We start from the raw sequence: 19,386 nt of genomic DNA, 5'->3' as shown, positions 1-19,386 counted from the left end.
CACCATGATCAATAGGCCTTACTGCCGGTAAAGCCGCAGAAGATCGTCTTGATGATGATCTTCACGTCCAGCAGCAGGGACCAGTTTTCGATATAGTAAATGTCGTGCTCGACGCGCTTCTGAATCTGCTCGACCGTCTCGGTCTCGCCGCGCCAGCCGTTGACCTGGGCCCAACCGGTGATGCCCGGCTTGATCCGGTGACGCCAATCGTAATTCTCCACCGCATCCTGATAGAGCACACCGCCGGCCTTGCAGAGCAGTGCATGCGGGCGCGGCCCCACCACCGACATATCGCCGCGGATCACATTGAAGAACTGCGGCAGCTCATCGAGACTGGTACGGCGTATGAAAGCGCCAACTCTGGTCACTCGCGGATCATTGCGCGTGGCGAGCTGCGTGCCGTTGGGATCGCGCACATGGTGATACATGCTGCGGAACTTCAGCACCTCGATCAGCTGGTTGTTGCGGCCGTAGCGCTTCTGCTTGAACAGGATCGGACCGGGACTGTCGATTCTGATCGCCAGAGCAATCGCTGCCAGAACCGGGGAAATCAGCACCACGATCATCGCGGCAAAGGCACGGTCTTCGATTTCCTTGGCGATGCCGCTCCAGTCACGCAGCGGCCGCCGTTCGATTACCATCAAAGGCACTTGGCCGATAGTTTCCACCCCGTTGCGTGCCTTCACGGCATAGTCGGCATTGGGGCAGAAGCAGATATCCACCGCGACGCAGCGCAGCTGCGCCAGCATCTCATCCATGCCGGCATCGCCTGGTGCTGCAGCGATCACCACCATGTCGATGCGTTCGCGCCGGATATCTTCCAGCAGGTCAGTGCAGTTGCCGCGCACAGCATGGCCACGCCAGCCGGATGGCAACGGGCCAGTGCGGTCGTCATACAGCCCGACGATGGCGACGTCGTTGTCGCTGCGCGCCGCCAGGAAGCGGCGCAGCAGCATCTGACCGCCGGGGCCGGCGCCAAGAATGGCAAGACGGCGACGCAGGCGGCCGGCCTTGCGCCAGTAATCCATGCGGATGGCAAGGGCGCCACGCGCCAGCAGCGGCAGGAACAGGCCGAGCGTGAACCACAGCGCCAGCCAGGTCCAGTTCTGCTCGAGCGACGCGCCGGTCGCCATCACCGTCGCGGCGGTGATGGCCGCCGCGACCGTCCAGGCACCGACCGGCCGGGCCCAGCCGATATTGCTGAGCCGCAGCTTTTCGACGCGGTACGCACCGGCGAGATGCAGGCAGTTGCCAGCCACCACAGCACCGAAGAAGGACAGCGCGACGTAATATGAACCATCCATCGGCAGATCTGGCGCCGCGAGCATCAGCGCGACCAGACCGGCAGCGAGAATCGAGAACGCATCGCACGCGCGCAGCAGTCCGCTGACAATAGGCAGCGAGATAGGCTCGCGCACCACAGATTCGATGCGACGCGAGCTGCGCGCCGGGTGCGCGCCATCTGTCCTGACACTGTCGTTGCTGCGCCATGCTGCGGGATGCGCTATCGCGCGCGCCTGGGGCTTGGTCTGGACAGGCGAGGCTGATGAATTGGCACGCGCCGTGGACCTGCGGTCTAAGGTGGGAATGTCGAACGACATGCGCTACTCCAGGTTCGGCATTTTCACTCGGCGCGGAGACGATCCGCCGCGCTACCGGTTCGATGTGCCATACGGCTTATGCAAGGTCTTGTGACCAAGCCGGGGTTGTTCCGTTGCGATGCAACAGAACGGTCACCGCGCGTCAGGAACCGCGCAAGCTGGCGTAGATATGCGATGCGAACGTTTCGGGTGTGCGCTGCGATACAAATGCGGCAGCTGCACGCGTATCAAGCAGGGTTTGCGGATTCTGGTCGATCATGCCGGTGATGGCTGCCGCCAGATCGTTCGGATTGCCCGTATCGACGGCAATGCCGAGACCGTGATCTCGCACCAGCCGACCGAGCAGACCGTAGTCCTGGGTCAGCAACGGTTTTCCGGCGTGCGCCGCCCAGAGCAGAACACCACTGGAGCCGACAAAGCGCTGATACGGCGCCAGCACGATGTCGCAACGCCGCACCAGCGCGGCAATTTCGGCGCTGCTCAGCCAGCGATTCTCCACTTTCAGCCAAAGCCCCGCTTTTTCGCGGCGGACATGCGCTTCTTTCGCAAAGAACCTGTCGCTGATCTCAGGTGCCACCCGCCCTGCAATGATCACAGCGGTTTTGCTCGCGGTGGCATCCGGCAGGCGCCGCAGCGCCTCCAGCAGATGCAGCACGCCCTTGCGCTCGGTCAGCGCCCCGAACAGCAGCAGCACTTGTCGATCCTGCGGCAGGCCGGCCGGCGTGTGGTCGTCGTTGGCGGGAATTGCCACGACGGGAAAGGCCGGATCCGGCACCGGTGCCACCTTCTTGCCGCCCGGATAATGCTCAGACGCGAAATCGGCGAAAAACGGATCGAGCGTCAACACGGCATCTACGGCCGGATTGCGCAACATGCCGCGGTACAGCACTGCTTTCCGCCAGTCGCGCAGCTTCTCACCCAGGCTCGGCTTATAATTACCGATCTCGTGGTAATGCACCGAGGGGCGGAACAGGATGCCGCTCAACCGCCGTCCGCCAGCGCCAAGACCCAGGCCCAGCGGCAGCGAAAGATGATCCAGTGACAGGAAATAGCCGATCTCGGCGCCGGTGCGGATCAGGTAGCGGCGCATCACCCACCAGCGTGCCATGCCGCTGATCGCCAGGCGGCGATGCGTACAGTAGTGCAGCTCCGTTGGCGTGAGCGCCAGCAGGCCGATACGGTGGCGCAGATGCGCCGGTAACTGCTCGGTCAGGCGGTCGCGCAGGTTGCCCGGAATCGCGAGCCAGATGCGTTCGACCTGGCTTTGACGCCCCAGATGCACCAGCAGATGCCGCAGCCATTCCTCTGCATGGCCGTCGCCGTCGGGTTCCAGCACCAACAGATCACGGCGATGCCCCGGCAGGCTGCCTTCGCGGCACAGCGAGATCAGCCATGTATCGATTCGCGCGACCAGCGTGTCGCGAGCGTGCTGCTCCTCGATATGCGCCCGGCCCAGCCCCGCCATGGCACGACAACGCGCCGGATCATCCAGCAACTCAATCACCGCCTGGGTCAGCGCGGCCGTATCCTGAGGCTGCACGCAGATGAAAGCCCTGGTCTGCGCCTGCAGGTTCCACAGGGCACTGCCCGGCAAGGCCGTCGTGACGAAGCAGCGGCCGGCCGCCATGATGTTGTAGATTTTCGATGGCACAGCAAAATCGGCGCCGTCGGGCTTTTGCGGCACCAGATGCAATGTGGCCTCGGCCAGCGCCCGGCCCAGCTGTTCGCGTGCTACCAGATCTCCGAATTCGACATTGGTCAGGCTGCGTTCGGCCACGGCCGCCATCACGGCGGCACGCTCGCCGCCCGAGCCGCGCAGCAGCAGGCGTACCTCCGGGCGCTTTTGCGCCAGTTCAGCAGCCAGCTCGACAAGCTGATCCAGCCCCTGCTTGCGACCGAAATTGCCGCTGTAGAGAACCGTGATCGGCTGGTCCGTCGGCACCGGACGTGGCCGGATGGCATCGATATCGACCCAGATCGGCAGCACTTCGATCGGCTGCGTCACGCCCAGGCCGCGCAAGGTGGCGGCCATTTCAGTCGACAGCACCAGGATCAGGTCGACGCGGTTGAGAATGAAGCGTTCAGCCAGCCGCATCAGCCGCACCAGAAATCCGAAACGGACGATGCCCAGGCTTTGCGCCAGGCCGGACTGAACGTCATGCACCATGGCGACATGGCGACCGCCGCGCATCTTCGCCATCATGCCGAGCAGGACCGCGAAGATCGACGGGCAGAGCGAGATCACCACTTCATGGCGCTTGAACCGGCCGCGCAGCAGCGCAAACAGCCCGGTGAGCATAAAGGCAAGTTCACCAGCCACCCGCAGCAGCGCCGAGCGGCGTTTCGGCAGCCAGCTGTGCAGCCGCTCGACCATTACACCGGACAGGTTCTGCCGCAGCGGCGGGTCGTCCATGAAAGCTTCGAATTCAGCCGGATCTGGATAATGCGGCAGACCGGCCAGCACGGTGACCTGCCGGCCCCTGCGTACCAGCCCCTCGGCCAGATCGACGCAATACGGCGCGGAACCGATCACTTCCGGTGAGTAATGCTGCGTCACGAAGAGGACCGGCTCACGCGAATCCTCGAGTTGACGAACCATGCGTCAACTCCAGTTGACCGGCTTGGCCAGCATCGGCCTTTCATATTCGTAGTTCAGCTCGCTGTAGGAATAGCTGCGATAGCCCTTCGGATCGACGCGGGTCATGGCGATTCCGGCTACATCGGCGTTTACCTCGATCAGGTCTTTCATGGCCTCCATCACCGCATCGCGCTTGGTATCGCCCCAGCGCACGACGAAAGCGACCTTGTCGACCATGCGCGACAGCGTCAGCACCTCGGCACCGACCAGAACCGGGGCGGTATCCAGGAAGATCATGTCGTAGCGCGGCGCCAGCGCATGCAGAATCATTTTCATGCGATCCGTGGTGAGGTAGCGCATCGCCTGCGGCGTGAAAACACCCGACGGAATCAGGTCGGCACCCGACAGCGTGTCGGTAAAGATGCAGTCCTCGATTCGCTCGGGCTGATCGCACAGCAGTTCAGCCAAGCCGTTGCGGTTCTGGCACTGGAATGCCTTGTGCAGGCGGGGATTGCGCCAGTCGCAGTCGATCATCAGGATGCGGCGACCATGGCTGGCCAGCATGCGGCCCATTGAGGCGACCAGCACTGTCTTGCCCTCACCCGGCACGGCGGAGCCAAACAGCACGGTCTTGGGCGACTGCGCCGCCTCGGACAGTTCGAGCCCGATATGCAGCTTGCGCAGTGCCTCGCTGTAAGGCGAGACCGGCTTGCGCAGCACATGCGCGATCGGCGTGATGCTGCCGCGCAGCGTTGGAATCATGGCCAGTACCGGCAGGCCGGTGAGGGATTCAATCTGGTCGGCGCGACGGAAGGTGCGATCGACACCCTCACGCAACAAGGCGTAGGCCATACCGATCAGCGCACCGGCCACGGCGCCCAGGAAGACCAGCAGGGTCTTGGGCGGGAAGCCCGGCTGCGTCGGCGGGGCCGCAGCCGAGATCAGCTTGGCATTCGGCTTCTGCAGCAGATCCTGGCCAACGGTTTCCTTGGCGCGGCTCATCATCTGCTCAAGCAGGTTGCGATTTACCGTGGCGTCGCGCTCCAGCGCATTCAGGCGGATCGATTTTTCGTTCACGCCGCCGGCTTGTCCCTGCAGGCGGCTGAAGTTCTGACGCAATGCTTCATAACGGGCGTTTGTCGTGCGTGCCTCGTGCTGCAGGCTTTGAATGATGCGGCCGACCTCGGCATTCAGCTTGCCGCGGATATCGGCGATCTCTGCCTTGGCACCGACCACGCGCGGATGCTGCGGACCCAGGCTGCCGGACAGGTCGGCAAGACGGCGATCCGCCTCGGCCTGCTGCGCCTTGAGCTGCTGCACCACCGGCGACTGCAGCACCTGCGGCACGCTTTGGTTATCCACACCGGTGCGGCGCAGGGCCTGCGCCTCGCCCAGGCGCGAGTCGGCCTCGGCCTTGGCGGTCTGCGCCACGATCAGCTGGGTGTTGAGTTCGGTCATCTGCTGCGCCGTCACGCTGGCGCTGGCACCCTGGTATAGATTGTTGGCGCGGCGATATTCCTCCACCGCGCGGTCGGATTTCTCCACCTGGTCGCGCAAACTCGCGATGCGGTCGGCCAGGAATTTCTCGACTTCTTCGCCGGCCTCAACCTTGTCGCTGCGCTGGCGCGCCAGATAGGCCTGACCGAAACCATTGGCCACGGCCGCGGCAGTGTCAGGCGCGATCGAACGCGCCTCGATGTTCAGCACATGCGACCGGCCCAGCGTCGTCACCTCGACTTTGGCCAGCAGCGTATCGATGATGCCGTTCATTTCCTGCTCGGCCTTCACCTCGGGAGAGACATCCGCCTGGTCCTTTGGGGCCTTCTGGCCCGGCATATAGGCCTTGATCGAATCCGGCAGGTAACGCATCGGGTCGAGATAGGTCAGCCAGCCGGGTTCCGGGCGCAAGACCGGATTGAATTCGGGATTGTCCTTCAGCTTCAGCCTGTCGATCACACTGCGCGCCACATCGCGCGACTGGATCACATAGGATTCGTTCTGGATGCGCTCGGCGTCGGGGCTGATATCAGCAATGATCGCCTCGATATTCAGCGCCCGCGCCGTGGGTACCCCGACCAGAATCCTGGCATCGGCGATGTAATGCGCCGGAATCTGGCGAGCCACCAGAACCGCCGCAGCCGTAAAGACGAAAGTACTGACGAAGATCGTACCGCGATGACGCCACAGCTTGCGCAGCGTGTCGAAGAAATCGGTTTCCTTGCCCTGCTGCGGCACGTAGACCGGCGGCGGAGCATAGGCAACCGGCGGATGGATCGGCTGCGGATTGAAGCGATCAGGGAGAGCCATCAGAAATACCGTTCTCGGACGGTGATGATATCGCCCGGTAAAATGGTTGCATCGGCACCGGCGCTGACCTTGTTCTTCGCGCCGTCTTCGCCAGTGCGGGTAACGTAGAAGGAATTCTCGCGCGCGCGGTAGGTGAAGCCACCTGCCAGCGCCACGGCATTCAACACGGTCATGCCGTTGACGAAGGGATAGCTGCCCGGGGTACGAACTTCGCCGACGATATAGAAGGGCCGGAAGGTCAGCACCTCGACACTGATGCTGGGATTCTTCAGGTAGTCCGGCGAGAGCTTGCCGATCAGCGCGCGTTCCAGCTCGTGCGCCGTCATGCCGCCGGCGCGGATCTGGCCGACCAGCGGATAGGACATCTGGCCGCCGCCATCGACGGCGTATTCGCCGGTCAGTTCGGGCTGGCCATAGACGGTGACACGGACACGGTCGCCGGAACCGAGGCGATAGCTGTCATCGGCCTTGAGCGCGGCGGACTGACCCGGTGCAGCCTGGCTAGGTGCTGCCTGACCTGACGCCGCGGCCGGTGCGGCGCGCTGCGTGAGAGGCTGCGACGGCGCAGCGCCCTGGGACGCAGGCTGGGCCATTGCCTGCGTGGCGAGCAGCACAACAGCCAGCATGGCAGGGACGATTGCGGACACCTTTACGGTGCGGAGGGTATGGCGGGTTTGCATGGCGGCACGTCTGTTGTTTCAGAACGCACGGCGCCGTACAGACGCGACCGCCTTTGCAGGCGTGGCCAGTGCGGCCGTGCATGCTTACGCTAGCAACGGCCGGCTATTTTTGGTGTGACCTAACAGTGGTTTTGAGCCGGCAAAAATGCCGGTTCTCTTAGAGTTGCGCGCCGAGACGCACCATCACCACATTTTCGTCAAAATCGCCGCCGGTGACGTTGGACTCGCGGCTGCGATAGCCATAGCCACCCGACAGCGTGAAATTGCGGTTGATCAGGTATTTCGCGCCCAACCCGGCGAGGGTGTAGTCATCATCGCGCGAGATGCCCTGGAAGTCGTCGTTCTGGTAGCCCAGCGACGCCGTCAGGATCAGGTTGCGCAGCAGTTCATGATCGACGCGCAGCTCAGCCTTGGTCTGGAAATAACCCGAGGCATTGGCCTGCGTGGTTTCCTGGATATCGCGATCCAGCGTGCCGGTGACGGTGGTCAGCGGCGTGACGTTCCAGGTGACCTTGATGCCGCTGGCCCAGCCGCTCATCTCACGCAGGCGGCTGTCGGAGTAATCCTGGCTGCGATAACCGGCATAGGCATCGAGGAAGACCAGGCCGGTGAGATCATACTGCGTGCCGGCGGCAACCAGGTAGCCGTCCGAATCACGGTTGAAGCCACCGGTCAGCGTGTCGTAGTCGCGCGTGTTGAAGCTGGTGAGCAGATAGACCTTGCGCAGCGGTGCGATCTCGTAGCCGGTGCGCAGGCCGATCTCATGCTGATCGCGATCACGGCCGCTCTGGTCGATCAACGCACCCGCCGACGTCCGCACACTGTCGTATTCGTAGCGCTCGGTCTTGCCGTCGAGGCGGAAGGACAGGCGATTGAAGTCTTTCTCCGCACCCAGATTGGCGCCGGTCACGCTGTATTCAGTCGGCTCGGTACCGCCCTGGTTGTCGGGCGAGGAGCGCGGTTCGTGGCGGATCTGGTAGCCCGCGCCGGCAAACAGACGAAGGTCGCGCAGCACATCGACGCGGCCATCGGCCGACAGCGTGTAGTCGGTGTAGTTTTCGTCGTCGTTGTCCCAGTAGCTCACGACCTGGGAATCGGCATGCAGGTTCAGGGCATGGTTGTTCCAGTTCGAGCGCAGATCGAGACTGGGTTCGACCGAGGTGATGAAATCGCTCTGCTCGTTCGACGATGTGGCGAAGATGTTGCTGTTGTAGCTCTGCTGCAGGCCAAGCTCGGGATACAGCATGAAGCCGCCCATGCGCACGCCGACCGGATCATATTCCGGGCGCGGGCGGGTCAGTACGGTTTCGCCGCGTTCGGGTGCGGCCGAAATCTGCGCGTCCTGCGAGGTCCGTGGCGGCGTCTGTGCCACCGCTCGGCTCACCGTCAGCGAGCCCATGGAGAAAACCGCCAGTCCTGCCGACAGGACTACCGTCGCCGCCCCGAAATACTGTCGCATGCACGCCCTCGTCGATACTGCTGTTTTTTGTCAAAGCGCTGATTTGATTGGGGCTTATAGCATAATTTGCTGGGGCGAGGGAACTCGTTGTTGCCAGGACCAGGCTGAGGAAACCATCTGCTCCAGCCCGGAGAGGGCCGGCTGCCAGCCAAGCAGCTGCCGGGCCCGGCCCGGATCGGCCAGCAGGACGGCCGGATCGCCCGGCCGCGGCGGCTCGATACGCGCAGGAATTGCATGACCGGTGACCTTGCGCGCCACCTCGATGACCTCGCGCACCGTCGCCCCGGTCCCGTTGCCCAGGTTGAAGGCATGGGCGCCGACCGAACTGTCGAGATAGCGCAAGGCCAGGACATGGGCCTGAGCCAGATCCGAGACGTGGATATAATCACGTATGCAGGTGCCATCCGGGGTGGGATAGCCGTCGCCGAAGATGGCGGCGTAGTGCCGTTTGCCGGCCGCGACTTCCAGCACCAGCGGGATCAGATGGGTTTCCACCGGATGCGCCTCGCCGATCTCGCCGCCGGCATCGGCGCCGGCAGCATTGAAGTAGCGCAGCGACACCGAATGCATGTTGTAAGCGCGGGCATAATCCTGCAACACACGCTCGATCATCAGCTTGCTGGTGCCATAGGGATTGAGCGGATGCTGCGGATGACTCTCCGGCATCGGCGTGGTTTCCGGCTCGCCATAAACCGCGGCGCTGGAGGAAAACACGATGCGCTCGATGCCGTTGCGACGCATGGCATCCAGCAGATCGATGCTGCCGCTGACATTGTTGAGGTAATACTGCGCCGGGTCCTTCACCGACTCGCTGACCACGATCAGACCGGCGAGATGGATCACGGCGATGGGCTTGTATTTGCGCATCACCTCGTCCAGCCGTTCAGAGTCGACAAGGTCACCGCCTTCCAGCGGACCCCAGCGCACCGCCCAGGGATGGCCGGCGCAGAGATTGTCGTAGGTCACCGGCAGATAGCCGGCCGCATCCAATGCCTTGCAGACATGGCTGCCGATATAGCCGGCACCGCCAGTAACCAGGATAGCCGGCCGATCAGGCGCGACCATAGGTGTCCACCAGGCGCACGATATCATCCTCACCCAGATACGAGCCCGCCTGCACCTCAATCAGATGCAGCGGCAGCTTGCCCGGATTCTCCAGCCGGTGCGTCGCACCGATCGGGATATAGACCGATTCATTCTCACGCAGCAGCAGGCTCTCGTCGTCGCGCTGCACCAGCGCGGTGCCATGCACCACGACCCAGTGTTCGGCGCGATGATAGTGCTTCTGCAGGCTCAGTTTGCCGCCCGGCTTCACGGTGATGCGCTTGACCTGGAAACGGTCGCCGATATCGACCGAGCGATAGCTGCCCCAAGGGCGATAGCAGGTGCTGTGCGAGACCGATTCAGACCGGTTGCGCTGCTTGAGCTGCTCGACCACGCGCGACACTTCATCCACGCGGTCGGCCCTGGCGACCAGCACGGCATCGTCCGTCGATACCACCACAACGTCATCCAGACCGATCACGGCCAGCAGCTTGTCTTCGCTGCGCAGGTAGGAGTTATGCGAATCGCGTGTTACCACGTCGCCGCAGATCACGTTGCCGTCGCCATCGCTCGTCGTATTTTCACGCAGCGCCTTCCACGAACCGAGATCGTTCCAAGCCATATCGACCGGCACCACCGCGGCATCTTTGGTGTGTTCCATCACCGCATGGTCAATCGACAGGGCAGCCGCCGAGGCGAATGCGTCGGCGTCGAGGCGGAGAAAACCGAGATCCTCCTTGCCATCAGCCACCGCGCGGGCGCTGGCTGCATGGATTTCGGGATGCAGGCGCTCCAGTTCTTCCAGATAACGCCGCGCCAACATCAGGAAGATGCCGCTGTTCCAGCAATAGGCGCCGCTATCGAGATACTGCTGCGCGGTGGCCACATCGGGCTTCTCCACGAAGCGGTCGACGACACGGACATGGTCGGACTGCTCCATCATCGGCCCAACCTTGATATAGCCGTAGCCCGGTTCCGGACGATCCGGCCGGATGCCGAAGGTGACGAGATGCCCCTTCTCGGCTGCCACCATACCGGTCTGTATGGCGCGGTGCAGTTCCTGCGGCGCGCCGATGGCGTGATCGGCTGGCTGCACCAGCATCATCGCCTTCGGATCCTGCGCCAGCAGCCAATGCGCCACGGCAGCCAGCGCCGGCGCAGTATTGCGCGCCGACGGCTCGAGCAGGATTTTCTGTGGCTCGATGCCGAGCTCGCGGATCTGGTCGTCGATGAGGAAGCGGTGATCCTCGTTGCAGATCAGCACCGGCCCGGCGAAACCGAACTCCCCGCCGCTGCGCTGCACTGTTTCCTGCAACAGGCTGCGCTCGGAGACCAGCGACAGCAGCTGTTTCGGGAAGGCGGATCGTGATAGCGGCCACAGGCGCGTACCGGAACCGCCGGCAAGAATCACCGGATGAATGCGCGACGCACCCTGCTGAAGAGTCTGGCGCTGCTCGATGATGGCATTCATTGTCGACCTCGTGGCTGCATGAACTTCAGCCGACTATGTCGATGGCCACTTACAGGAGCCAGTGATCAAACTGTGGTTGCCTGCGCGAGAAATGCAGCAGAATCAATACATAAAATGCATCGACAGATTGGCGTCAGCGCGCATAGGGCAGCACGATACGCACGCTCAGGCCGCCACCGATGCGGTTTACCGCGCTGATGCTGCCGCCGATCGCCTCGATGTTGCGGCGAACGATCCACAGGCCAAGCCCCGCGTGTTTCGCACCTTCGCCATTCGCAGAATCATGCTGCAGCTTGTGCTCCTTCGGCCGCACCGAGAAGTAACGATCGAAGATATGCTCGATCTTGCGCGGATCGACGCCCGGCCCTTCGTCATCGACATGCAGATGCACACTGTTGGCTTCGCGGAACAGATAGACAGCAATGGTGCCGACCGGCGACGAGAAGCTGATCGCATTATCGAGGATATTCTCGAACACGATATCGACCACGCCCTGCGCGGCGCGGATGACGGCATCTTCCTCCAGCGTGCGGACCAGCCTGATCTGCCGCTCCTGCAGGATGTCGCGGTAGCGCAGCAACACGTCGGCCACCAGCCGGGTGATGTCGATCTGCAGGCGTGGTGCGTCAATCATGTCGGCGGTGTTTAGATCAAGGCGCTGGGTGGAGTTCACCAGCATGTTCAGTCGGGTGAGCGAGGCCTCGATCAGGCCAACGGCGCGACTGGCTCGCGGATGGCCTTCAGGCAGAGTTCGCCGGATCGGCTCCAGCGAGGCATGGATGGTGGCCAGCGGTCCCTTGAAGGAATGCGCATTGTCCTCGGCAGTCTGGCGGATGTCCTGCGCGATGTTGCGCAGGTCGTGCACCAGATAGTCGAAGTCCTTCGCCACACTGGTCAGCTCGGGCACGATATTGCGATCGGCAAAGGGATACTCCGTCACGCGGCCCTGGCGCACCTCGCGCGCCGCCTTGCGGAAATGATGCAGGCTGCGCCAGACGCTGAGTGCAATCAGGATCGCCAGCAGGGCGAAGGCAAAATAGATCGCCGCGGCGATGCGGATTTCCCGCGTCTGCCAGTAGGATCGCCCGATCGAGATGTTGAGAAATTCGGTGGTGGGATGCGCCGAGATCAGCACCCAGCAGCCCCAGCGCGACTGGATCGGCAGGATCGAGGTCATGATTTCCTCATGCCCGTCGGCCTGACGGTAACGAATGTCGATCGGCTTATCCCAGGCGCAACTTTCCGCCAACTGGTGCAGGATGCCGCGTTCGGCCAGTGTCTCCAGCTCGGGCCCGATGCGTTCCATGCGCGATTCGGGCGCCGACGCGATATAGTAGAAGCTGCCACCGCCCGGCGAATTGACGGGACGGAACATCAGCTTCAGCAGCGTGCGGTCGTCATTGCTGAAGCGCTGCAGTTCTGCATTCAGCGATTTATGTGGCGGCGTGTTGGGCTGGTTGAGAATCGGCGTCAGCGCCTGCGCGATCAGCCAGCTGCGCTGCTGAATACCGCGACTGACCAGTTCACGACGCTGCACGTCAGCCGCCTCGAACTGGCCGTATAGCGCGATGGGTAATGCGACGAAGACCACGATGAGCGCCATCAGCTTGATCGTCAGCGATGCGCCAACGCGGCGTATGCGCCGGCCGAGTGATTCGCTACGAACCTCCGCCTCCCGTACGTCTGCGCCTCGCGCGTCAGTCCGCTGTGTCGCGAACCGCTCCCCGCCAGCGGTATCCGAAGGCGAGGAAATTCTCGATCTCGCCGAAGTCGCCATCGATGGCCCTGAACTTGTTGCGGATCCGCTTGATAGAGGACCGGACATTGGTTCGATAACCATCCTCGCCTGCCCCGGCTATGAAGCCGACATGGTGAACGCAGTCGTAAATTGCGCGATAGGTGACATACTCGCCGGCTGTGCGCACGAGCAGATTCACGATATTGAATTCCACGACCGTGAGATTGACGTCGGTGCCATGCCAGAAGGCGCGGCTGATCTGCGGGCGCAGCTGCAGCGCGCCGCAATCCAGCACTTCTTCCTGCTGCTGTTCCGGCGGCCGCTTGCCGGCCTTGACGATCAGGTTCAGCCGCTTGGCCAGGATGGTTGCTCCGCGCGACTTGTTGACGAAGTCGAGCGCGCCGCCATCCAGCGCGGCATTCTCATAAGACGCCGCCAGCATGCCGGTGAGAAAAACGACCGGCACGTTGATGCCGCGACGCCGCGCCTGACCCAGAAGGTCGAGGCCCGAGACGCCCGGCATGCGCCAGTCCAGCAGAATCACGTCGCTGCTGTTGCCATTGCCGAAATACTCGAACATCGCCGCGCCATCGGGCAGACTGACGACTTGGAAGCCCAGATCGCTCAGTTCTCCGCCGACGGCCTCGCGGTAATCCTCATCGTCATCGACCAGGACGACCTTGATCCCGTCGCCACGCGCCGTTCCCTCATCGGAGGAGGGAACCGGAGCGTAGGCCGGAGATGCATTTGCGTCTTCCCTGTTCAGTACCGTCATTGCCTTTAACCTCGTAGTTGAGGACTCGGAAAACCTGGGTATGGACGTCGGGATACATCGCGACATCCACGCTGCATTGTGTCGTGCGGTAACGCCAAACCTTGGCCGGCGACTGCTCGATCTCTTCGGTGGGCGATCCGAGCCGGTCACGCGTCTGCTGCATATTCAACCCGACCAGCGAAACGTCGCCGCCGCTGTCATCGACCGGCCCCGGCATTGCTGTGGAAGCTGTGACGGGACCACTCGCGGGGGTGGCTGTGCCAGTCGACGCGTCATCCGGCCCAGATCGCGACACAGCCGGCCTGGCCGTGGTCTGTCGCTTGCTGGGCGCAACGTGACTGGCCGTCGCGGCATTGGATCCGGAGGGCTGCCGCCACGCGGTCGCGTTCGGCTGGCCGGACCTGTAATCCGCGAGCGGCCCCTGCCGCGCATCACAGGCGGCAAGCAGCCCGGTCACCGCCAGCAGGCAGGGTACCGTCACAGACCAGGTCAAGGCGCACTTCATGTCATGTCCCGTCCGGACTGTTTGGGTCACACATAATCTCCCGGATGGAAGCCTGACTGTGTCGCCACGGCCAAGCTGCATCCGCCCAAGTGTCGTTGCGGCAGGCGCAAAGCCTGCCACTGCCTTCTCGAGTTTCCCCTGTCGTACCCCAACTGTCGTTGCAGCCGGGTATAAACCAATGCGCTCCTAACGTTGCTGGGGGGATTCAGTTCGCAGATTGCGAGACAGCGCCGCATGACGGGAGCCTCGTCATTCTAGGCCGGCCTTGATGTGCTTCAAGTTTCGTGAGTCAGACCTGTGGCCGAACCACGGAATAGTCACAGCACTGATGGATATATGCCCTGCACGCAGCAAGGCCACGCTTTTACCACACCCAAAACGATCCGCATTTTCCATCATCTGGATCGTCGCCGTAGTACGCGCCATTTGGCGCAGAATCAGGTTTGAGGAGGTTGAAAACGACGATGGCCAAGGAAAAGTTCAATCCGGAAATCCTGCGCGAATACGATATTCGCGGCATCGTGGGTAAAACCCTGCTGATGGAAGATGCCTATTTGCTGGGCCAGGCCTTCGGCACTCTGGTGCGCAAGTCTGGCGGCCGCAGCGTCGCGCTCTGCCGCGACGGACGCCTGAGTTCACCGCAGATCAGCCGCGCCTTCTCGAAAGGCCTGCGCCATGCCGGAGCCGATGTGCTGACGGTCGGTCTCGGACCCACGCCGATGCTGTATTTCGCCGAGCATCATCTTGGTACAGATGCCGGCGCGATGATCACCGGCTCGCATAATCCGCCCGATTATAACGGTTTCAAGCTCACCATCGGCGGCAAGACCATTTACGGGGACGAAATTCAGAAACTGGGCGCGATCATCCGCGACGGCAGTTTCAGCAGCGGCGCCGGCAAGGTGCTGCGCCGCTCGGTCGCCGGCAACTACGCGATGCGCATCCTGCAGGATGCCGATCTGGCACGGCCGCTATCGGTGGCCTGGGATCCTGGCAACGGCGCCGCCTGCCCTATCGTGGAGCGGCTGACCAAGCGCCTGCCCGGCCGGCATGTGGTGCTGAACGGCGACGTGGACGGCACCTTCCCCAATCACCATCCAGATCCGACGCTGCCCGAAACTCTGGAGCAGCTGCGCGAGGTTGTGCTGAGCCAGAATCTCGACCTCGGCATCGCCTTCGACGGAGATGGCGACCGGCTCGGCGTGATCGACAACAAGGGCCGCGTCTTATGGGGCGACCAGCTGATGATGCTGTGGTCGGAAGAGGTCCTGCGGCGCCAGCCCGGTGCCACCATCATCGCCGACGTCAAGACCAGCCAGTCACTGTTCGATGCCATCGAGCGGATGGGCGGCAAGCCGATCATGTGGCGCACTGGCCATTCACTGATCAAGGCGAAGATGCGCGAGACCGGCGCGCAACTGGCCGGCGAGATGAGCGGGCATATCTTCTTCGCCGACCGCTACTTCGGCTACGACGATGCGCTGTATGCCACCATCCGCCTGCTCAACATCGTGGCGCGCTCCCCGCGCAGCCTGGCCGACCTGCGCGACCGCCTGCCCGAGATGGTGAATACGCCGGAGCTGCGCATCGAATGCCGCGAGCAGGACAAATTCCCCATCGTCGATTCCGTGAAGTCGCGGCTGCAGGCCGCGGGCGCCGCGGTGAACGACATCGACGGCGTGCGCGTGCAAACCGCGGATGGCTGGTGGCTGCTGCGCGCCTCCAACACGCAGAATGTGCTGGTCGCGCGCTGCGAAGCCAATGACGAGGCCGGCCTGTCCCGGCTGAAACATGCGCTGGGTGAGCAGCTCAGCGCCAGTGGCGTCCCGCCCGCGGTCATCTCCTCCGCCCTGGGCGAAGACGAAGAACGCACGGCGGCCTGATCGCAGCAGCTTCAGGCCCTCTGGCGTTCACGGCATCTGCACCATGGCAGCAAGCGCTGCCTGGTCGCAGATGCCGCTGACTCGCAGCAGCAGCCGGCGCGACGTCACCGGTGCCACGCCATGCGGCGCCGAATCCCTGAACAGGAAAGCTGCGTCAGACACGGCTTTTATCTCGCCGTTCTCTGCCTGCATCAGCATCGGCTGGCCGCCATCGGTGACCAGCAGCGACAGCGTGGCATGGCCCTGCTCCCAGTAGCTGTCATCCACCGCATCGCGATGCGTGGGCAGGAAACCGCCGGGCGGCAGACTGAGCAGCCGCACGCCGCGCAACCGCGTGAACGGCAGACGTTCGATGGTGGCGCGCGTCAACGGCACGTCGTAACGCAGGTCCCAGTCCCAGCCGGCGCAGTCATCGGCTTTGCGCCGCGTCACGCTGTCATCCACCGTAAGGCCGGTCGGCCCGCGACGCAGGCCGAGGCCTTCGAGTGAGCGATACTTGCCGACGATCGCCTCGCCATTGCGGTGCCGGTCGACATGATCGAGTTGTTCGTCATCCACGACCATGAACCAGCGCCGCCGGTTTTCCGGCAAAGTGGAGCTTTCGCTGATCAGGATCGGGCGAAACTGCGGCACGAGCGCCAGCAGTTCGTGTTCAACGCCGGCGCGGTTGTAGTCAAAGGCCAGCGGAGCATAAATCGGCTGAGGGAATATTCCTGGAGGCTCAATGTTCATGATTTACCCCATATCAGTCCAGAGCATTTGGGGCGGCCCAAAGGCCGATGCAAGGGGGCTGATTTCGGGAATCTAATTCTGGGAAATGGCTGGGGGACTAGGATTCGAACCTAGACAACCAGAGTCAGAGTCTGGGGTCCTACCGTTAGACGATCCCCCAGCAGGGATCGGGCCGGGATATAGCCCGTCCCGAAGGGCTTTGCAACCCTTCTTGGCTGTCCGGTGCAGACTTCGCCAGGCCAGCCTAGCGCCTGAAAATACTGACGATTTCCAGATGTGGCGACCAGCGGAACTGATCGATCGGCACGGTCTGTTCGAGGCGATAGCCGGCCTCCAGCAGCCCCTTGGCATCGCGGGCGAAGCTGGAAGGATCGCAGGAAGCCATCACGATGAGGCCGGGCGCCTCGCCGAATTTCGCGGCTTCGGCGATCTGCTGCACCTGGCCTTGGCGCCGGCGCGGCGGATCAAGAAGCACCATAAACGGCATCGCCAGTACGATCTCAGGTCTTCTGTCTGGCCGCTCAGGTCCAGGGAGGGCTCATTCGCCACTTGCCTATCGCCCAATCAGCGCAGATGGAGCCAGCAGTGAAAGCCCCCTCGATCACTGGATAACGCTTCGGCTTCAAGCCTGGGATCTTGTATATCACGATAGATATTCAATCGACCGCAAGCTTCTCCTCAAGCATGAACCAATCAATTAGGCCCAACCGGCGCGGATTGCTATACAGAGCCATGTCAAAATGGAAATGGCCGGCAACCCTGTATCTCGGGATCGTGCTCATCACTGCCCTCCCTTTCTTTGCCAAAAGGTTTGCGGAGGGATTCCTTTGGCCTTGGGCGGCCTATGCCTTTGCAATACTGATCTTGCTTATTGCCACGGAAAGACTCGATCTGCGGAAGTACAAGATCGCGAACTCGAATTTACCTTGGCTCTCGGGAGCCTTCATCCTGGCTACGCTGAATTTCGTCCTTTATCCCCTGACCCGAACTGCCGCACACCCCAGTACGGCTCCGAATGCGCTGATTGATCCTGCCGTGGCGTTTTTCGAGGGCCAGCATCCCTATGCGGTGACCCTGTTCGACGGCGCCCCGATCAGCCCGGGGCCAGGATGGATCATCCTGAATGCGCCAATTACCTTAACTGGAATGATTTTCGCCTTGATCCCAGTATATATGGGGATTGCATGTTACGCGGTATCCCGCATTGAGGCCTGGCGGGGAAATGCTCTTGTCCTATTCCTTGTCCCTTCCATCTGCTTTCTTCAGATGAATGTTGTGGCTCACGACCTTCTGGGATTTTCTTTGGCAGGCGTCGCCTTGACGATTGCTGCGCATCAGCAGCGCAACAACATGCTCGTGATCACCCTGATCGCGATATTGTCCGGCATCGTCGCCACTGCGCGCCTGCCTTTTTTCCTGTTCCCAGTCGCCATAGCCACCTGCCTGTTTCGCACCGATCGCGCAAAAGCCCTGGTTTTCGCGACGGTAGCCGTTTCCGTCCTGATCGCCATCCATGGCATCTTCTACCTCTGGGCCGACCGTCTCTCGCTCTTTTATCAGCCAGCGCATGTTTTCGGTCGCGCTGCCAACAGCCAATCACCAGCGCAGTTTATCGTCGTCATAGCGCTCTGGATCGTGATCTCGATTTATATGTGGCTCAGAACGGACTCCAGTCTGTCGTCGTGGTTCCTGTTTGTATGGGCTATCCTGTTCGTGCCTTTCGCAACAATTGGTTTTGCCGAACTCTTCCGGGGCTCCGAGTTATCCATCAATGACATCGCGAACTGGGAGGGTAAAGGATATGTGTACTTCACTGTCCCGTTCCTTGCAGCCGCGCTTGTACTGCTGGTGAGAGACCGACAAGGCCAGCTAGATATCAAGCTGGTTGAAGATTGACTCGGGCAGGTGGCGGACCACCATCATAATCCAGGCCCATTTCCTAGGTGCGTAGATGGTCGACTTCCCTGTCGCGATCCCATCCACGATTGTCCTGGCGACATCTCTAGGATTCGCCAATCTTCCTCCATCCTCTTTCAGCGCCGCCGTCATAGGCGTGTCCGTGGGTCCAGGTTTCACCAGAATGACCCGGACCTTCGATGCCGCCAGGCGGTGCCTCAATCCCTCGACATAGCGAGCTATAAGGCCCTTGGCCGCGCCATAGACGTAGTTTGACTTTCGTCCGCGATCACCTGCAACAGAACCGATGACAGCCAGAGTGCCACGCCCGGCCTTTTCCAGCCTGGTCGCAAATGCTTCGCACCACAGAACCGGCGAAATGCCATTCACCACCATCGCCTCGCCGCATAAGGCGAGATCGTGCTGGCAGCTTTCCTGCTGCGGCAAGTATCCATGTGCGATCAGAACGATATCGATCCGTCCCCGCTGGAATATCGCCTCTGCGACCGACTCGATTTCTCCCGTCACGACAAGCCCGGACACCATGACATCTATCGATGCCTGCGAATTACGGACCCTCAGATCCCGCGCTACTGCCGACAAGGCTGCAAGATTTCGTCCGACCAGCACGATATCCTCGGCGCTTGCAATCCACTGCCGAGCACAATGCTCCGCGATTGCGGAAGTGGCACCGATAATGACAATCCGTGTCATGGC

Annotated in this window: 14 protein-coding genes and 1 tRNA gene; 2 read left to right on the top strand and 13 right to left on the bottom strand. The window is 62.3% G+C overall.

Annotated elements, in window-relative coordinates:
• Positions 1-8 precede the first annotated feature (8 nt).
• The 9 genes from FNB15_RS10755 to FNB15_RS10715 form a co-directional block, all read right to left on the bottom strand.
• Complete coding sequence (locus FNB15_RS10755; RefSeq protein WP_144068701.1) at positions 9-1,601, bottom strand: undecaprenyl-phosphate glucose phosphotransferase; 1,593 nt, start codon at positions 1,599-1,601, stop codon at positions 9-11.
• Positions 1,602-1,743: 142 nt separating this feature from the next.
• Positions 1,744-4,200, bottom strand: coding sequence for a glycosyltransferase (locus FNB15_RS10750; RefSeq protein ID WP_144068700.1), 2,457 nt, complete (start codon positions 4,198-4,200; stop codon positions 1,744-1,746).
• Between the two features lie 3 nt (positions 4,201-4,203).
• Positions 4,204-6,486, bottom strand: a complete 2,283-nt coding sequence (locus FNB15_RS10745) for a GumC family protein (RefSeq protein WP_144068699.1) — start codon at positions 6,484-6,486, stop codon at positions 4,204-4,206.
• A complete protein-coding gene (locus FNB15_RS10740) occupies positions 6,486-7,166 on the bottom strand; it encodes a polysaccharide biosynthesis/export family protein (RefSeq protein ID WP_144068698.1) in 681 nt (226 codons plus the stop codon). Before FNB15_RS10740 ends, FNB15_RS10745 begins: the two co-directional genes overlap by 1 nt.
• Before the next feature lie 157 nt (positions 7,167-7,323).
• Positions 7,324-8,625 (bottom strand): outer membrane beta-barrel protein, encoded by a 1,302-nt coding sequence (locus FNB15_RS10735; RefSeq protein ID WP_144068697.1) that lies wholly within the window; start codon positions 8,623-8,625, stop codon positions 7,324-7,326.
• Between the two features lie 54 nt (positions 8,626-8,679).
• Positions 8,680-9,690: a UDP-glucose 4-epimerase GalE gene (galE, locus tag FNB15_RS10730; protein ID WP_144068696.1), complete on the bottom strand. Its 1,011-nt coding sequence runs from the start codon at positions 9,688-9,690 to the stop codon at positions 8,680-8,682.
• Entirely contained in the window at positions 9,677-11,140 is a 1,464-nt protein-coding gene (locus FNB15_RS10725) for a mannose-1-phosphate guanylyltransferase/mannose-6-phosphate isomerase (RefSeq protein WP_144068695.1), read from the bottom strand. Before FNB15_RS10725 ends, galE begins: the two co-directional genes overlap by 14 nt.
• A gap of 133 nt (positions 11,141-11,273) precedes the next feature.
• A complete protein-coding gene (locus FNB15_RS10720) occupies positions 11,274-12,743 on the bottom strand; it encodes a sensor histidine kinase (protein ID WP_185973520.1) in 1,470 nt (489 codons plus the stop codon).
• Between the two features lie 94 nt (positions 12,744-12,837).
• Complete coding sequence (locus tag FNB15_RS10715; protein WP_144068693.1) at positions 12,838-13,653, bottom strand: response regulator transcription factor; 816 nt, start codon at positions 13,651-13,653, stop codon at positions 12,838-12,840.
• Between the two features lie 969 nt (positions 13,654-14,622).
• Between FNB15_RS10715 and pgmG the strand changes: the two genes are divergently transcribed.
• Positions 14,623-16,041 carry a phosphoglucomutase/phosphomannomutase PgmG gene (gene pgmG / locus FNB15_RS10710; protein WP_144068692.1) on the top strand — a complete coding sequence of 473 codons (1,419 nt, stop codon included), beginning with the start codon at positions 14,623-14,625 and terminating at the stop codon, positions 16,039-16,041.
• A gap of 27 nt (positions 16,042-16,068) precedes the next feature.
• Here the strand turns inward: pgmG and FNB15_RS10705 are convergent, their stop codons facing one another.
• The 3 genes from FNB15_RS10705 to FNB15_RS10695 all read right to left on the bottom strand — a co-directional run bounded on the left by FNB15_RS10705 (position 16,069) and on the right by FNB15_RS10695 (position 17,251).
• Positions 16,069-16,773: a hypothetical protein gene (locus tag FNB15_RS10705; protein ID WP_144068691.1), complete on the bottom strand. Its 705-nt coding sequence runs from the start codon at positions 16,771-16,773 to the stop codon at positions 16,069-16,071.
• Between the two features lie 86 nt (positions 16,774-16,859).
• Positions 16,860-16,933, bottom strand: a tRNA-Gln gene (locus FNB15_RS10700).
• Between the two features lie 84 nt (positions 16,934-17,017).
• Positions 17,018-17,251 carry a hypothetical protein gene (locus FNB15_RS10695; RefSeq protein ID WP_144068690.1) on the bottom strand — a complete coding sequence of 78 codons (234 nt, stop codon included), beginning with the start codon at positions 17,249-17,251 and terminating at the stop codon, positions 17,018-17,020.
• Positions 17,252-17,505: 254 nt separating this feature from the next.
• On the opposite strand from FNB15_RS10695, the gene FNB15_RS10690 reads away from it, so the two are divergent.
• On the top strand, positions 17,506-18,669 hold the full coding sequence (locus FNB15_RS10690) for a hypothetical protein (RefSeq protein WP_144068689.1): 1,164 nt from the start codon (positions 17,506-17,508) through the stop codon (positions 18,667-18,669).
• On the opposite strand, the gene FNB15_RS10685 is transcribed toward FNB15_RS10690, so the two are convergent.
• Positions 18,643-19,383, bottom strand: a complete 741-nt coding sequence (locus FNB15_RS10685; protein WP_144068688.1) for an SDR family NAD(P)-dependent oxidoreductase — start codon at positions 19,381-19,383, stop codon at positions 18,643-18,645. The two genes, FNB15_RS10690 and FNB15_RS10685, sit on opposite strands and share 27 nt — an antisense overlap.
• Positions 19,384-19,386: the final 3 nt, after the last annotated feature.

Source organism: Ferrovibrio terrae, assembly GCF_007197755.1.
In the GTDB taxonomy this organism is placed as follows: Bacteria; Pseudomonadota; Alphaproteobacteria; order Ferrovibrionales; family Ferrovibrionaceae; genus Ferrovibrio; species Ferrovibrio terrae.
This window is presented reverse-complemented; position numbering and strand designations above follow the sequence as displayed.

Coding starts and splice junctions, on each gene's coding strand:
- FNB15_RS10715 (WP_144068693.1), bottom strand. CDS start 13,653: ATGACGGTACTGAACAGGGAAGACGCAAATGCATCTCCGGCCTACGCT.
- FNB15_RS10735 (WP_144068697.1), bottom strand. CDS start 8,625: ATGCGACAGTATTTCGGGGCGGCGACGGTAGTCCTGTCGGCAGGACTG.
- galE (WP_144068696.1), bottom strand. CDS start 9,690: ATGGTCGCGCCTGATCGGCCGGCTATCCTGGTTACTGGCGGTGCCGGC.
- FNB15_RS10720 (WP_185973520.1), bottom strand. CDS start 12,743: ATGGCGCTCATCGTGGTCTTCGTCGCATTACCCATCGCGCTATACGGC.
- FNB15_RS10745 (WP_144068699.1), bottom strand. CDS start 6,486: ATGGCTCTCCCTGATCGCTTCAATCCGCAGCCGATCCATCCGCCGGTT.
- FNB15_RS10750 (WP_144068700.1), bottom strand. CDS start 4,200: ATGGTTCGTCAACTCGAGGATTCGCGTGAGCCGGTCCTCTTCGTGACG.
- FNB15_RS10740 (WP_144068698.1), bottom strand. CDS start 7,166: ATGCAAACCCGCCATACCCTCCGCACCGTAAAGGTGTCCGCAATCGTC.
- FNB15_RS10705 (WP_144068691.1), bottom strand. CDS start 16,773: ATGAACATTGAGCCTCCAGGAATATTCCCTCAGCCGATTTATGCTCCG.
- FNB15_RS10725 (WP_144068695.1), bottom strand. CDS start 11,140: ATGAATGCCATCATCGAGCAGCGCCAGACTCTTCAGCAGGGTGCGTCG.
- pgmG (WP_144068692.1), top strand. CDS start 14,623: ATGGCCAAGGAAAAGTTCAATCCGGAAATCCTGCGCGAATACGATATT.
- FNB15_RS10695 (WP_144068690.1), bottom strand. CDS start 17,251: ATGGTGCTTCTTGATCCGCCGCGCCGGCGCCAAGGCCAGGTGCAGCAG.
- FNB15_RS10685 (WP_144068688.1), bottom strand. CDS start 19,383: ATGACACGGATTGTCATTATCGGTGCCACTTCCGCAATCGCGGAGCAT.
- FNB15_RS10755 (WP_144068701.1), bottom strand. CDS start 1,601: ATGTCGTTCGACATTCCCACCTTAGACCGCAGGTCCACGGCGCGTGCC.
- FNB15_RS10690 (WP_144068689.1), top strand. CDS start 17,506: ATGTCAAAATGGAAATGGCCGGCAACCCTGTATCTCGGGATCGTGCTC.